12 protein-coding genes are annotated in these 14749 nt (G+C 70.6%); 8 read left to right on the top strand and 4 right to left on the bottom strand.

The window, feature by feature from the left end:
* Nucleotides 1–2628, top strand: coding sequence for a diguanylate cyclase domain-containing protein (locus tag CLV68_RS08250; RefSeq protein WP_121389859.1), 2628 nt, complete (start codon nucleotides 1–3; stop codon nucleotides 2626–2628).
* Between the two features lie 50 nt (nucleotides 2629–2678).
* Here the strand turns inward: CLV68_RS08250 and CLV68_RS33315 are convergent, their stop codons facing one another.
* The 4 genes from CLV68_RS33315 to CLV68_RS08235 all read right to left on the bottom strand — a co-directional run bounded on the left by CLV68_RS33315 (nucleotide 2679) and on the right by CLV68_RS08235 (nucleotide 6935).
* Nucleotides 2679–3506, bottom strand: a complete 828-nt coding sequence (locus CLV68_RS33315; RefSeq protein WP_147459913.1) for a hypothetical protein — start codon at nucleotides 3504–3506, stop codon at nucleotides 2679–2681.
* A gap of 6 nt (nucleotides 3507–3512) precedes the next feature.
* Nucleotides 3513–3965: a hypothetical protein gene (locus tag CLV68_RS08245; protein ID WP_147459912.1), complete on the bottom strand. Its 453-nt coding sequence runs from the start codon at nucleotides 3963–3965 to the stop codon at nucleotides 3513–3515.
* A 589-nt stretch (nucleotides 3966–4554) separates the two neighbouring features.
* Nucleotides 4555–5634, bottom strand: a complete 1080-nt coding sequence (gene metX, locus CLV68_RS08240) for a homoserine O-acetyltransferase MetX (RefSeq protein ID WP_121389857.1) — start codon at nucleotides 5632–5634, stop codon at nucleotides 4555–4557.
* Nucleotides 5631–6935 (bottom strand): bifunctional o-acetylhomoserine/o-acetylserine sulfhydrylase, encoded by a 1305-nt coding sequence (locus tag CLV68_RS08235; protein WP_121389856.1) that lies wholly within the window; start codon nucleotides 6933–6935, stop codon nucleotides 5631–5633. The genes metX and CLV68_RS08235 overlap by 4 nt, the downstream gene beginning before the upstream one ends.
* Nucleotides 6936–7144: 209 nt before the next feature.
* Between CLV68_RS08235 and CLV68_RS08230 the strand changes: the two genes are divergently transcribed.
* The 7 genes from CLV68_RS08230 (at nucleotide 7145) to CLV68_RS08200 (ending at nucleotide 14697) form a co-directional block, all read left to right on the top strand.
* Nucleotides 7145–7948 (top strand): SGNH/GDSL hydrolase family protein, encoded by an 804-nt coding sequence (locus tag CLV68_RS08230; protein ID WP_246009719.1) that lies wholly within the window; start codon nucleotides 7145–7147, stop codon nucleotides 7946–7948.
* Between the two features lie 55 nt (nucleotides 7949–8003).
* Nucleotides 8004–9539 carry a PucR family transcriptional regulator gene (locus CLV68_RS08225; protein ID WP_121389854.1) on the top strand — a complete coding sequence of 512 codons (1536 nt, stop codon included), beginning with the start codon at nucleotides 8004–8006 and terminating at the stop codon, nucleotides 9537–9539.
* Between the two features lie 174 nt (nucleotides 9540–9713).
* Nucleotides 9714–10829: an alanine dehydrogenase gene (ald, locus tag CLV68_RS08220; protein ID WP_121389853.1), complete on the top strand. Its 1116-nt coding sequence runs from the start codon at nucleotides 9714–9716 to the stop codon at nucleotides 10827–10829.
* A gap of 588 nt (nucleotides 10830–11417) precedes the next feature.
* Nucleotides 11418–11618: a hypothetical protein gene (locus tag CLV68_RS08215; protein WP_092778259.1), complete on the top strand. Its 201-nt coding sequence runs from the start codon at nucleotides 11418–11420 to the stop codon at nucleotides 11616–11618.
* A 7-nt stretch (nucleotides 11619–11625) separates the two neighbouring features.
* Nucleotides 11626–12129 carry a hypothetical protein gene (locus tag CLV68_RS08210; RefSeq protein WP_246009718.1) on the top strand — a complete coding sequence of 168 codons (504 nt, stop codon included), beginning with the start codon at nucleotides 11626–11628 and terminating at the stop codon, nucleotides 12127–12129.
* Nucleotides 12130–12208: 79 nt separating this feature from the next.
* Nucleotides 12209–13798, top strand: a complete 1590-nt coding sequence (locus CLV68_RS08205; protein WP_425454825.1) for an ABC transporter ATP-binding protein — start codon at nucleotides 12209–12211, stop codon at nucleotides 13796–13798.
* A complete protein-coding gene (locus CLV68_RS08200; protein ID WP_121389851.1) occupies nucleotides 13798–14697 on the top strand; it encodes a hypothetical protein in 900 nt (299 codons plus the stop codon). Before CLV68_RS08205 ends, CLV68_RS08200 begins: the two co-directional genes overlap by 1 nt.
* Nucleotides 14698–14749 lie beyond the last annotated feature (52 nt).

Below are 14749 nucleotides of genomic sequence, written 5' to 3'. Positions count from 1 at the left end.
ATGCCTGACCCAGCCCAAGACCCGGACGGCGACCAAGCGGGGCTCGTCACCGCCTGGATGCGCGTCGTCGCCGCCACCGCCTACGTGCCCAGGTCGTCGACCGAGGTGCGCACACTGCTCACCGCCCTGCTCGGCAGGCTGACCGACACGCTCGCCGTGGCCGAGCCGGATACCTCGGTCGGGCTCAGGACCGGTGAGCTGATGGTCGAGGGGGCGCTGACCGGGGAGAGCACCCTGGAGGGCTCCCTCGGCGTGCTGGCCGACGGGCTCACCGACGCCGGGTACGGCGCGCGGCCGGTGGCCAGGCTGCTCGCGTCAGTCTCCGCCGGGTACGCCGCGGCGCTGCGCAAGCGGACGCTGGCCCAGCAGGAGAACATGAAGCTGGCGCTGCTGACCGCCAAGCAGCGCGCCGAGCGGGACCGCAGGGCCACCGAGAGCCGGTTCCGGGAGGTGTTCGACGCGGCCGCGGTCGGTATCGCGATCACCGAACTGGACGGCACGTTCGTCGAGACCAACCCCGCGCTGGCCACGATCCTGGGGCGGCCGACCGAGGACCTGCGGCAGCGCACTCTGGTGGAGTTCATCGCCGACGACGACGAGCCACCGCTCGTGGTCGGTGAGGCTGACCGGCGAAGGGTGATCAGACCTGGTGGTGACACCGCGTGGGTCTACCTGACGACGTCAATGCTCAGAGACGACAACGGGGTCGCGCGCTACCGGGTCACGATGGTGCAAGACCTCAGCGAGATCCAACTGCTCGGCAACCAGCTGAGCCACCAGAGCCTGCACGACGCGTTGACCGGGCTGCCGAACCGGATGCACTTCGAGTCGCGGCTGGAGGCGATGCACGCGCAGATGCCACCGGAGCGGTTGCTCACGCTGCTCTGCCTTGATTTAGACGCGTTCGCACTGGTCAACACCACTTATGGACACTCAACCGGTGACCGTGTGCTGCGCACGGTGGCCAACCGGCTCACAGCGGCGGTCTCGGCCAAGAAGGCATTGGTCGCGCGCATCGGTGGTGACGAGTTCGCGGTCCTGATCGCACATGAGAGCCCTCCGCCGCCGGTGTCGACGCTCGTGAGTGCGCTAGAGGCCGAATTGTCCGAACCGGACTATGACGGCGGTGGCGTCGGGCTCGCGGTTAGCGCTACCACCGGCGCGGTCCGTTGCACCAAGGCGGAGATGTCCGCGACCGAGATGTTCCGGGCCGCTGACGCTGCCCTGCGGCACGCGCGGTCGCTGGGCAAGCACCAGTGGACCGAGTTCGACGCCCACGCCGACCGGGCCGCGCGCAAGCTCGGCACGCTGGCCACCGGGCTGCCCGCGGCCTGGGAGAACGGTGAGCTGCGGATCGCCTACCAGCCGGTCGTGCGGCTCGCGGACCTCACACCGGTCCGGGTGCGCGCGCTGGCCCACCTGACAGCCGACCGCGACGCCGCCGAACTCGCCGAGCTGACCGGCCTGTCGGTGCCGCTCGGGCCGTGGCTGCTGACCAGGTCCGCCGAGCACCTGGACCGCTGGCTGGCGCGGTTCGAGCCGGTCGTCGACGAGGACGAGGCCGTGCACCGGGTGCTGCTGTCGCCGACCCAGTCCGCCGACGCCGACCTGTCGGCCACGGTCAACGCGGTGCTCGGCGCGACCTGCGCGGCACCCGGCTCCCTGGAGATCGGCCTCGACACCGCCGCGGTACTCGGCTGCCGCGGCGACGCGCAGGACAACCTGCGCACCCTCAGTGACATCGGCGTCATCACCGCGGTGCACGGGTTCACCGGAGGTCCCCGCGAGGTGGCCATGGTGGAGCGGTTCGGCGTGCGGACGGTCATCCTGTCCGACCCGTTCGAGGGATGGCGCCCGGACTGGCTGCCCCGCGAGGCCGTCCCGGTCCGGGCCACCGTCGAGCTGATCGCGGCACTGCGCTCGGCGGGCGCCTCCGTCGGCGTGCTCGGCGTCCGCGACCACGCCGAGGCCACCTGGTGGGCCGCGCAGGGCGTCCGCACAGCCGAAGGTCCGGCGTTCGGCCGTCCGGCGGGGTGGACGACATCGCCCCCGCGCGCGGGTGAACCCCCAACCACCGCTCACCGCCAACTGAGCGACCGACCTCCCCACGCGGCGGCCCGCTATTGCAGGATGAGGGACGTGGACGAGTCCGACCCGGCGCGCAGGCAGCGCCTCACCAACGCCGCCGCGGGCGCCCTGGCCGCCATGCGCGCGGGCGAGGACGACGGCGCCCTCGACCGCGTGGCCGCCGCCGTCCGATCAACCCCCAACAGCCACGTCGACGCCCGAGAACTCATGCTCCTCCTCTTCCACGAGTGCAGCGCCATGGTCTCGGCCCTCGGGTCCGGCGGGACCACGCCGGTGAAGATGCAGGTGTACGACGACGACGGGCACGAGGTCCCGATCGACGAGGCCGATCCGCCGGTGCGCACTGCTGTGCGGACGTTGTTGGCGCAGGTGCACGGGGATACGGATGGGGCCAAGGCGCAGATCGAGATCGCGTTGACCAACGCGGCGCCGGAGGAGATGGCGACGTTGATGGTGCAGGCGTTGCGGTGGACTTTGCGGTTGTCGGAGGAGTGCGTTAGTCGGGGGTTGGCGGTGCCTTCGTGGGTGCGGGAGGAGTGAGGCACTGCTGGGTGTGAGGGGCTGCTGGGGTGGGCGGTCGGCTGATTCGTCTACCTCAACAGGGTTGCCGTCGCAGGCCCTTCAGTATGGCTCAACCGCTTCGCCAGGCAATCTTCCCGTTGAAATCGCTGCGACTTGCACCAATCCAACACCTCGCCCGCATCGGACTCCGGCCGGTCTATGACTGCGACATAAAATCCGCCCCGCTGGAAGCTGGTATAGTCGCTGGAGTTCAGCAACAGGGTATTCGGATACACTTCACGAATAGCCCTGACTCGCTGCAGTATCTCGGGATAGTCGTAAGTAACCGGCCCGAAGTCAGTTCCTGGAGCCATCGAGAAAACCTGCGGAACCCACCGCCCCACCAGGGACTCGACCTTGGCGCGGTCGTCGATCAGGATGTCGTTCAAGGTCTCCCGTGCGTCTATCGAGACAAAGTTCGCGGATGGACGAGAAGCCACTCTGGACACTGGCGGTCCGATCTGGGATGCCGGCTGGATCTGGTAGTGATCCGAACCTCGCAATCGCTCCGCAGGCGGAAGCAGGGCGACCGCAGTCCCCGTGATTGCGAGCACTGCGGCCGCCGCGGAGAGGGCAACGAGTGTCCTCTTCTGACGAACCGGCCCACTCGTGGCAGCCAGCAGTCGATGCACCTCGGAACTGGCTCGTCGCTCGCCGACCGCTGCCAGCGAAGTCTCAGCATCTTGCTTCCTCGCGGGATCGCCAGGACTTTCCTCCGAGGTTCGCTCCAACGCGCCGATCTGCTGGATGAACTCATCCGCCTCGATGCGCGCAGCGGCTTCCCACTTGCGCTCCCAGGGGCCACGAAGTATACCGTGCCCACTGATCTTCAACGGTATCCTGTCAACCTCATCCATCCGCGGTCACGCCCATCTGATGTAGGTGAGTGCAACCAGCGAGAAGATCGCAGCAAAGGCCGCGAAGCTGATCTGGAGATTCACCAAGTACGACATCTTTTGGAGGATCCTGTCGTTGATCTTGGCCGCCTCGACCGCGCTCCTCCGCAACTCCGCCAGTACCACCAACTCGTCTCGCTGCTCGGAATACGCCCGGACCAGTTCATCCCTGGGGTCAGGTTCGCGGAGCCTGTCACCGAAAATCACGGCGATCGCGAGGAGACATGAGATGGCAAGCAGAAAACTGGCTGCCGTGTCCCACCAATTCGGGATGTCGACCTGGAGACTTGTTCCAACGAGGGTAGCGGACACCGCAGTGGAGAAGGTGACCACGAGCTTCGCCGTGTCGGCTTGAGACCTCTGCCGAACGGCAACACGCTCCATATTCTGGTCCAGCCAACCAGATATTGCATCGTTCACGTTGCAGGTTCCTCGACTATCGCTTTGACGTGGAGGTTATCGGTGGCGCGATGGAGCTTCCAACGACACTCCCACTTGGGTCGTTTTTCCGTCGCGTCTCGTTACACTTCCCATGTCCGGCTCTTGTGCTCGGCTGCGCGGTCGACGGGGGTGGACGGCTCGCCTGCGGCATTGCGGTGGGGCGCGAGAAAGCGAAGAGCTCGATGGGGCGAACTTGTTTTGCGCGGGGCCCCTACGACACCCAGGCAGAACCACAAAGCAGGGGCCCAAAAGCAGGCCCTGCCACGGTGAGCGACGCTACGGGCATCGTCCCCCCACACAAAACAAGTCCACCCCATCGAGCCGGCCTGGCACCAGCGGATCCGAGGAGCGCGGTTCGGCCAACGACTCAGAGCGGCATGTTTGGACCAATGATCGTGAAGGCAGGGTAGAGATCAGCGCTGGCTGCATGCGAGGAAGTTGGGGCTGCTGCACACCCAAGACTTCGACTGCACGGGGTTAGCGGGCAGGCAATGAGCAACCCGTCGCCTGGTTCGAGTTCATCGACCTAGCGGGTGAGGCAGGGACCACGCGCACGACGCCTCGGGCGCTAGAGGAGTTCCTTGAGTAGGGCGGAAAGTTGGGTCGTCTCGGTGAGGAAGCCGTCGTGGCCTGCGGTGGAGGTTATGGTGTGGAGGGTGTCTGCGGTGGGGATGTGGGTGGCTAGGAGTTGTTGTTGGGCCAGGGGGTAAAGGCGGTCGCTGTCTACACCGGCTACGAGGGTTCGGGCGGTGATGCGGGCTAGGGCAGCAGGGATGCCACCGCGGCCGATGCCGATGTCGTGGCCGTTCATGGCTTCGGTGAGCAGGACGTAGCTGGCGGCGTCGAAGCGGTGGGCCAGCTTGGCGGCGTGGTAGTCCAGATAGGACTCGACGGAGAAGCGGCCGTCTGGTTGGAGGACTCGGCCGAAGCGGGCGGCGAGTTCGGGTTCGCTGCGGTAGGTCACGTGGGCGATGCGGCGCGCGATGCCCAAGCCGTCGACCGGGCCTGCGGGGGTGTCGTGGTAATCGCCCTCTTGCCAGTACGGGTCTGAGCGGATGGCGTGCAGTTGCGGCGAGGCCCAGGCGATCTGCTCGGCGGAGGCGGCGGCCGGGCAGGCGAGGAGCAGCAGCGCGGCGACCCGGTCGGGTGTGGCGACAGCCCACTCCAGTGCGCGCATGCCGCCCATCGACCCGCCCAGCACGGCGGCCCAACGGGAAATGCCCAGCGCGTCGGCCAGAACCACCTCGGCGGCGACCTGGGCGCGGATTCCCACGAAGGGGAACCGGCTCCCCCAGGCGCGGCCGTCCGGAGCGGGGCTCGACGGGCCGGACGTGCCCTGGCAGCCGCCGAGGACGTTGGGGCACACCACGAAGTACCGGTCCGTGTCCACCGCGCGACCCGGACCGATCAGGCCGTCCCACCACCCGACGGTCGGGTGGCCTTCCGAGGCGGGTCCGGCGGCGTGGCTGTCGCCGGTCAGCGCGTGCTCCACGAGCACCGCGTTCGACCGGTCCGGCGCCAGCGTCCCCCAGGTCTCGTAGGCGATGCGGGCCCCCGGGACCGGACCGTCGAGCGCGACCCACTGGCGGCGCCCCGGGGGGTCCCCTTCCCGCCACGCACCGGTGGCGGGAAGGGGGGTGGTGCTCACAGTTCGGCCTTGGCGGCCCGGAAGCCTGCCTCCAGGTCCGCCTTGAGGTCCTCGAGGTTCTCGATGCCGACCGACAGCCGGACCAGGCCGGGGGTGACGCCGGAGGACAGCTGCTCCTCCTCGACCAGCTGGCTGTGGGTGGTGCTGGCCGGGTGCACGATCAGGCTGCGCACGTCGCCGATGTTGACCAGCTGGCTGAACAGCTCGGTGCCGTCGACGAACTTGCGGCCCGCCTCGACGCCGCCGCGCAGGTCGAACGAGACGATCGCGCCTGCGCCGCGCGGCAGGTACTTCTGCGCCGCGGCGTGGAACGGGCTCGACGGCAGACCGGCGTAGTACACCTTCTCCACCTCGTCGCGCTGCTCCAGCCACTCGGCCAGCGCCTGCGCGTTGGCCACGTGCCGCTCGATGCGCAGCGACAGGGTCTCGATGCCCTGCAGGATCAGGAAGGCGCTGAACGGCGAGATGGACGCGCCGGTGTCGCGCAGACCCTGGATGCGGGCCTTGGCGGCGTAGGCGCCGGGGCCGAGGGCCTCCCAGTACTTGAGGCCGTGGTAGCTCGGGTCCGGCTCGGTGAAGCCGGGGAAGCGGGCCGGGTCCTTGCCGAAGTCGAAGGTGCCGCCGTCGACGAGCACGCCCGCGATGGTCGTGCCGTGGCCGCCGAGGTACTTCGTGGCCGAGTGCACCACGATGTCGGCGCCGTGCTCGATCGGGCGCAGCAGGTACGGGGTGGGCACCGTGTTGTCGACGATCAGCGGCACGCCGACCTCGTGCGCGGTGTCGGCCACGGTGCGGATGTCGAGGACGTTGCTGCCCGGGTTGGCCAGGGTCTCGGCGAAGAACGCCTTGGTGTTGGGCCGCGACGCCGCGCGCCACTGCTCGGGGTCGTCCTGGTTCTCCACGAAGCTGACCTCGATGCCGAGCTTGGGCAGCGTGTAGTGGAACAGGTTGTAGGTGCCGCCGTAGAGCGACGGGCTGGAGACGATGTGGTCGCCTGCCACGGCGAGGTTGAGGATGGCCGCGGTGGTGGCCGCCGACCCGGAGGCGAACGCGAGCGCGGCGACGCCGCCCTCCAGCGCCGCGACGCGCTGCTCGAGCACGTCCTGGGTCGGGTTCATGATCCGGGTGTAGATGTTGCCCGGCTCGGCGAGGGCGAACAGGTCGGCACCGTGCTGGCTGTCGCGGAAGACGTACGAGGTGGTCTGGTAGATCGGGGTCGCCCTGGCGCCGGTCGTCGGGTCCGGCGCGGCTCCCGCGTGGACCTGCTTGGTCTCGAACGACCAGGCGGCGGAGTCGGTCATGTTCGGTCTCCTCGGGAGTGATCGTCTAGCTGACAGCCGTATGGAGGAAGCTAGCTGCGCTGACCGGGTGCCCGGCAGGCCGTCCACAGTCTGGAATATCCGAAACGGTTGCTGATACCACTCGGCCGGGTGAGGATCGGGGCATGCGCGCCGCCGCGATGGCCCTTTCGGTGTTCCTCGTTTGCGCTGCCGCGACCCCATCGACGGCAGTGACCCCACGACCGGTGTTCCAGCACTACGTCGCGCTGGGCGACTCTTACGCTGCTGGACCGGGGATCCCCGCGCAGAACGGCACACCGCCGGGGTGTGGACGTTCCTCTGCGAACTACGCGGGCAAGTTGGCGCGGTGGCTGCGTGTCACCCGATTCACCGACGTCAGTTGCGGCGGCGCGACGACTGTGCACATGACCCAGCCGCAGCAGGTGCCCGAAGGTGAGAATCCTGCGCAGTTCGCCGTGCTGCGCGCCGACACCGACCTGGTGACGATCACGATCGGCGGCAACGACTTCGGGTTCGGCGAGATCCTGTCCACCTGCGCCCGGCTCGGCGCGCAGGACCCGAACGGCTCGCCGTGCCGCGACCACTACACCGCGGGCGGCGGTGACGAACTGCTCGACCGGGTCGACCGCGTGGGCGGCCTTGTCGACCGCGTGCTCGCCGAGATCAAACAGCGGTCCCCGCGCGCGACCGTGATCGTTGTCGGTTACCTCAGGATCTTGCCGCCGACCAAGGGGTGTTGGCCGCAAGTCCCCTTCGCAGCCGGGGACACCGCGTACTTCGACCGCGCGGAGAAGGCGTTGAACGTAGCGCTGGGCGAGCGGGCAAGAGCAGCGGGTGCGCGGTTCGTGAACCCTTACCCGTACTCGATCACCCACGACGCCTGCCAACCCGCGCACCGGCGCTGGGTCGAGCCGCTGCGCCCCGCCGCGCCCGCGGTGCCGATGCACCCCAACGAGGCGGGTATGACGGCGGTGGCGGGCCTGACCTGGCTCTCCGCCGCGACCGCGCGCTGACCGTCCACAGGCGACGGGCCCGCTCCCGCTACCGTGACCACCTGGAGGTGGCGCGATGATCACGGTGCCCGGTGTGGTCGACCGGATGGGTCCCACGCTGCTGCGCACCGTCCACACCCCCGACCCGACGCCGGTGGTGACCGACGTGGTGATCGCCGAGGCCGCCAAGCGCACCCAGGTGTCCGCCGGGGACCTGGTGCTCGGCGTGGCCACGGCGTCCACGGCGGACGCGGTGGAGCTGGTGCGCCTGTGCGGGCAGCACGGCGCCGCGGCGGTCCTGTTCAAGCCGCCGCACGCCGCCAGGACCGCCGTGCGCACCGCCGCGCAGAAGGCCCGGGTCGCCCTGGTCGAGGTGCACTCGGCGACGGCGTGGGCGCAGCTGGTGTGGCTGCTGCGCTCGGTGCTCGACGCGGCGGCGGACGAGGCGACCGACGCGCTCAACCCCGGCCCGTTCGGCGACCTGTTCCGGCTCGCCGACGCCGCGGCCGCGGTGGTGGACGCGCCGGTGACCATCGAGGACGCCAACTCCCGGGTCTTGGCCTACTCCGCCCGCCAGGACCGCACCGACCCGGCCCGGGTGTCGACGATCATGGGCCGCCGGGTGCCCGACGACGTGCTGGCCCGGTTCCGCTCGCGCGGGGTGTTCCGGGAGCTGAGCCGGGGCCGCACCGCGATCTTCGTGCCCGCGCAGCAGGACGGCACGCTGCCGCGGCTGATCGTGCCGGTGCGGATGGGCGGGGAGCTGCTCGGCTCGATGTGGGCGGTGGTGGCCGGGCCGGTCTCCGACGAGCGGGCCGCCGCGTTCGCCGACACCGCGCCGGTGGTCGCGCTGCACCTGCTGCGGCGGCGGGCCCGCGAGGACAGCGACCGCAGGCGCTCGGCGGAGCTGGTGCGCTCGGCGCTCGACGGCACCGGCAGCGCCCGGCTGGTCGCCGCCGAGCTCGACCTCGCCGACGAGCCGCACCGGGTGGTGGCGATGGACGCGCAGGCCGACGACCCGAGGGCCGAGGGGGTGCGGCTGGCGCTGCTGGAGCGGCTGACCGAGGGCGTCGGGCGCCGACCGGCCGTCGCCGACGTGCACGGGGTGCTCTACGCGATCGTGCCGGACGTCGCCGGGTCCGGCGGGTGGTCCGCGCTGCGCGAGGCGCTGTCGACGCCGACCGGTCCGCTGGTCGCGGCCGGGACGCCGGTGCCGGTCAGCGACCTGGCCCGGTCCAGGGCCGAGGCGGACGAGGCGCTGAGCCTGCTGCGGGCCGGGCTGGTGACCGGGCCGGTCGCCGCGCACGACGACGTGTGGGCGGTGCTGGTGCTGCACCGCACCGCCGTCGCCTCGACCGGCGCCGGGATCGCGCACGTCGGGCCGCTGGCGCAGCTGCGCTCCCGCGAGGACGCCGACTGGTACCTCGACACGCTCTACGAGTGGCTGCGCCACCCCGGCGACCCCAGGGCGGCGGCCGCGGCGCTGTCCATCCACCCGAACACGCTGCGGTACCGGATGTCGCGCATCACCGCCGCGGTGGACGCCGATCTGGGCGACCCGGACACCCGGTTGGCGCTGCTCACCCAGCTCGTCGCGCTCCGCTGGAGCTGACCCGACCGGTCGGGGTAACCCGTCGGTGACTGTGCTGCGAGCACAACGGCCCGCCGTTACTCTCGGTGCCGCAGAACGATGACAGGCGCCGTGCGCTGCACGACCGTGGTACACGACACCCCAGATGGCCTAGCCGCAGCCGGCCTCGCCACGGACCCCGAGAGGACAGCCCCGGTGAAGATCGCCGTTCCCCGTGAGATCAAGAACCACGAGTACCGGGTGGCGCTGACCCCGGCAGGGGCGCACGAGCTGACCTCACGCGGCCACGACGTGTTCGTCGAGGCGGGCGCGGGCCTCGGCTCCGCCATCACCGACGAGGAGTACCTGGCCGCTGGCGCCAAGGTCCTGGCCACCGCGGACGACGTGTGGGCCGAGGGCGACCTGGTGCTCAAGGTCAAGGAGCCGATCGCGGTCGAGTACCCCCGCCTGCGCGCGGGCCAGACCCTGTTCACCTACCTGCACCTGGCCGCCGACGAGGCGCTGACCAGGGCGCTGCTGGCGGCGGGCACCACCGCGATCGCCTACGAGACCGTGCAGACCGCCAACGGCGCGCTGCCGCTGCTCGCCCCGATGTCCGAGGTGGCCGGTCGGCTGGCACCGCAGGTCGGCGCGTTCGCGCTGATGAAGCCCTCCGGCGGCCGCGGCGTGCTGCCCGGTGGCGTCCCCGGCGTGCTGCCCGCGAAGGTCGCCGTCATCGGCGGCGGCGTGTCCGGCGTGAACGCGGCCACCATCGCGCTCGGCCTCGGCGCCGACGTCACCGTGCTCGACACCAACGTCGACCGCCTGCGCCAGCTCGACGCCCAGTTCAACGGCCGGGTGCGCACCCTGACCTCCAACCGCTACGCCGTCGAGCAGGTCGCCAAGGACGCCGACCTGGTCATCGGCGCGGTGCTGGTGCCGGGCGCGAAGGCGCCGACGCTGATCTCCAACGCGCTGGTCGCGCAGATGAAGCCGGGCTCGGTGCTCGTCGACATCGCCATCGACCAGGGCGGCTGCTTCGAGGACTCGCGGCCGACCACGCACGCCGACCCGACCTACCCGGTGCACAACTCGATCTTCTACTGCGTGGCGAACATGCCGGGCGCGGTGCCCAACACCTCGACCTTCGCGCTGACCAACGTGACCCTGCCGTACGCGGTCGCGCTGGCCAACCAGGGCTGGCACAAGGCCCTGAGCAGCGACAACGCCCTCGCCCTCGGCCTCAACACGCACCAGGGGCACCTCACCAACGCCCCCGTGGCCGCAGCGCACTCGCTGCCGAGCACCCCGCTCGCCACCGTCCTCGCCTAGTCGGTCGGGGGCTTCCCCCGACGCACGACCCCAGCGCCGTTCGGACCCGGTTTCCCCCGGTGCCGATCACCACTTCGGACGGCCAACGAGGTGTACCGGCTCCCTGCACGCAGGGATCAGGGAGCCGGTACGCCGACCTCGAATCCCACCGAGGCCGAACGCGTTGTAGTCGGCCATTCGCAATAGCAAGACCACGGCGAACAATCGCCACCCGCATTGCCGAACGAGACCCACTGAGTCCAGCAGGAACACACCCGGCTGGATCCGCCGAGTCCGACGTCCACCGCACCGTGGGGGCTCCGGGGGCTCGGCCCCCGGGAGATACGAACGAAACAACCCCGGCCCACGATCTCCGTGGGCACACGGGGGTGTTGTGAGGGCGGCCCGCTCAACCAGCCTGGGGGTCACTGGGAGCGGGCCACCGAGATCCAGCTTAAGCGCAATCCGCTCGCGGCGCCGCACTGGGGGGTGGCGAGTCCTGATTACTTGTCGGAGGGCATTGGGCTCCAACGGGTGAGAAAGCTCGCGATGGGGTGAATCCGGCGGTGGCCGCTTGGGTGGCGCTCCGGTTCGGTCGATGTTTGATCGGTGACTGAGCCTCGTTGGTGCGTCGGGTGCCACGACCCGTTCGGCAGGGACCGCGCGTTGACCGTGCTGGTCGAGGACGACCGGGTGGTGCTCGTGCCGCCACCGGGCGCCTCCGCGGTGCTCTCCGCCCAGCAGACCCGCTCGCTCGGTCTGGTGCTGGACCAGGCGGCCGGTCGGGCGCTCGACGGCGCGGCGGGCTGATCGCGCCGTGTGGCGCGCGGGCGGTGCCGACCGTGATCGGGTAGGCCGTGACCTGGCGGGCGCCGACGACGCCGACAGCGCCAGAACCGGGGACACGGGCGAGCCGCTGCGCGCCGCGGTGCTGCGCCGGTTGGCGCTGCTGGACGAGGCCGCCGGATCCGCTGACGCGTCCACGTTGCTCCCCCTGGCCCGCGCGGAGATCAGCAGGCTCGCCGACGGGTGGCGGTTGCTGCTGACGGTCCACCAGCCCGACGAGGAAGGCCGCTGCGAGGCGTGCCCGGCCGGTTTGCGCGGACTGCGCGGGAAGCGGTGGCCGTGCCAGGTGTGGCGGATGGCGCACGAGCACCTGATCGGCGAGGGCGTGCCGCACCGGGAGCGGAAACTGCCGCTGCGCAACCCGTTCGCCAGGCAGGCCAGGTTGGTCCCGCCGGAGTCCCCGTGCGAGGTGACCGACCGGATACCCGTCGTGCGCGACGACTCCCCAGGAGAACGGCACGCTGACGCGGGGTGACCCCGAGGTCGGCGCACGGTGAACGGTTCGGGCAGTCCAGGCGACTTTGTCGGCCGCGACCCCACGGGCCGGGGTGGGCATGGGGCAAGATGTCCGCCACGACGGGGCTGGCGAGCTGGAGGAGCCTGTGCAGGACGGCAGTGGTCGCATCGTGGTGCGCGGCCTGACCAAGAACTTCGGCCATGTGGCCGCGGTCCAGAACCTGAGCTTCCAGGTGGAGCCGGGTTCGGTGACCGGGTTCCTCGGGCCGAACGGCGCCGGGAAGACGACGACGCTGCGGATGCTGTTGGGGCTGGTGAACCCGTCATCGGGTGAGGCGACCATCAACGGCCAGCCGTTCCACCGGCTCGGCAACCCGGGGCGGGTGGTCGGCGCGGTGCTGGAGGCCCAGGGCTTCCACCCCAAGCGCACGGCCATCAACCACCTGCGGGTCTACACGGCCGCGATGGGCCTGCCCGACCAGCGGGCGATGGAAGTGCTGATGCTGGTCGGCCTCGGCGGCGCGGCCAACCGCAAGGCGGGCGGGTTCTCCCTGGGCATGAAGCAGCGGCTGGCGCTGGCCACCGCGCTGCTGGGCGACCCGCAGGTGCTGGTGCTCGACGAACCGGCCAACGGCCTGGACCCGGAGGGCATCGCGTGGCTGCGCACCTTCCTCAAGTCCTTCGCCGCGACCGGGCGGACGGTGCTGATCTCCAGCCACCTGCTCGCCGAGGTCGAGCAGACCATCGACCAGGTGGTGATCGTCAGCCGCGGCCAGACGGTGTACTACGGCGGCCTCGACGACCTGCGCCGCTCGCAGCAGAGCCGGGTGCTGGTGCAGCCAGCCGACGCCCAGGCCCTGGCCGCCGCGCTGCAGGAGGCCGGGCACACCTCGGTCACGCTGCTGCCGGACGGCAGGCTCGCGGTGGTCGACGCGACGGTGCAGCAGGTCGGTGACATCGCCTCCAAGGCGGGCATCGCGCTGTACGGGGTGCAGGAGGAGCAGGCCGACCTCGAGCAGCTGTTCTTCCGGCTGACCAGCGGTCAGTGGAGTGCGCAGGGGTACGCGCCGCCCGGGTTCGACAGCGGGCAGCAGGTATCGGGCTTCGGCGCGCCGCAGGCGGCACCGCAGGCGCCCCAGTACGGGGGTTACCCGCAGCAGCAGGTGCCGCAGCAGCAGGCACCGCAGTACGGCGGGTACCAGGCCGCGCCGCAGTTCCAGCAGCCCTCGCCCTACCAGCAGCAGGCGGGGTACCCGCAGCAGACCGGCGGGTTCCAGCAGCCTGGCGTGCCCGGTGCTACCGGCGTGCCCGGTGCTCCTGGCGTAGTCGGGGCTCCCGGCGTGCCTCAGCAGGGTTATCCCCAGCAGGCGCCGGTGGATCCGTACCAGGCCCAGTACCAGCAGCAGTCGCCCTACCAGGCGCCGCAGCCCACTTCGCCGTACCAGCCACCTGCCGTCCCTGCCCCTACCGCTCCGGTAGAGCAGCCGCCGAGCGCGTTGTCCGAAGAGCAGCCGACTCAGGCAACGACCCCCGAGGTCAAGCCCGTCGAGGTAGCACCGGCACCGCCGCCCCCGGGCGTACCCGATCCGACCACGCCGGACGCACCCGGCAGTGACACACCCGCTAGCGACACACCCAACAGCGAGGCTCCCGGCCAGGGCTCGACGGGCGAGGGGGGCAAGGTCTGATGGGCGACTTGATCTCGGCGGAGTTCCGCAAGATCCTCACCACCAAGCTGTGGTGGGCGCTGCTCATCCCGGCGCTGGTGATGGCGTTCCTGGTCGCGTGGGGTTGGTCGGCGCTGGCCACCGACGCGGCCGACAGCCTGGCCAACGACTCGGTGTTCGCCAGGTTCCGGGTGCCCATCGACGAGATCTCCTGGTCGGTGATCGCGCTGACCAGGGCGATCAACCTGTCGTCGATCTTCCCGATGGTCTTCGGCGCGCTGGCGATCTCCTCGGAGCTGCGGCACCGGACGATCACCACCACGTTCCTGACCGGGCCGACCAGGGCGGCGGTGCTCGGCGCGAAGGGCATCACCTACGTCATCTGGGGCCTGATCTACGGCGTCGCGGTGGCGTTGCTGGTCAGCGCGGGCACCGCGACCGGGGCGACGAGCAACTACCTGCCCGAGGGCAAGCAGTGGTTCCTGATCCTGCTCGCCGGGATCATCCAGATCGTGCTGTGGACCCTGGTCGGGGTCGGCGTCGGCGCGCTGATCGGCTCGACCACCGGGTCCGTGGTGATCCTGCTGGTCTACTCGCTGATCATCGGTCCGGTCAGCGAGCTGCTGCTGGCGGGCACGGAGGTGCCGAACCTGGCGGGCGTCATGCTCAACGGCTCGGCGAACGGGTTGACCGGGTCGACCGCGAGCGCGCTGCTGTTCGACCAGATCCAGGGCATCGTGCTGGGCGCGGGCGGCTCGATCGACGCCGAGACCGAGGACCGGATCGAGACGGTGGTGCGGGCGGCGGCCGGTGCGCCTGGCGCGTTCTCGCTCTGGGTGAGCGGGTTGATCTTCCTGGCCTGGACGGCCGCGCTGTTCGGCGCCGGGCTGGCCCGCAACGCCAAGCGCGACATCACCTGAGTCATCCACAACCCCCTGGGTTGTGCACAGGCCGAGGCCGCTCTCCACCCGG

This window comes from Actinokineospora cianjurensis (genome assembly GCF_003663795.1).
Lineage (GTDB): Bacteria > Actinomycetota > Actinomycetes > Mycobacteriales > Pseudonocardiaceae > Actinokineospora > Actinokineospora terrae.
Note: the sequence above shows the minus strand (reverse complement) of the source record. Positions and strands in the feature narration are given on the sequence as shown.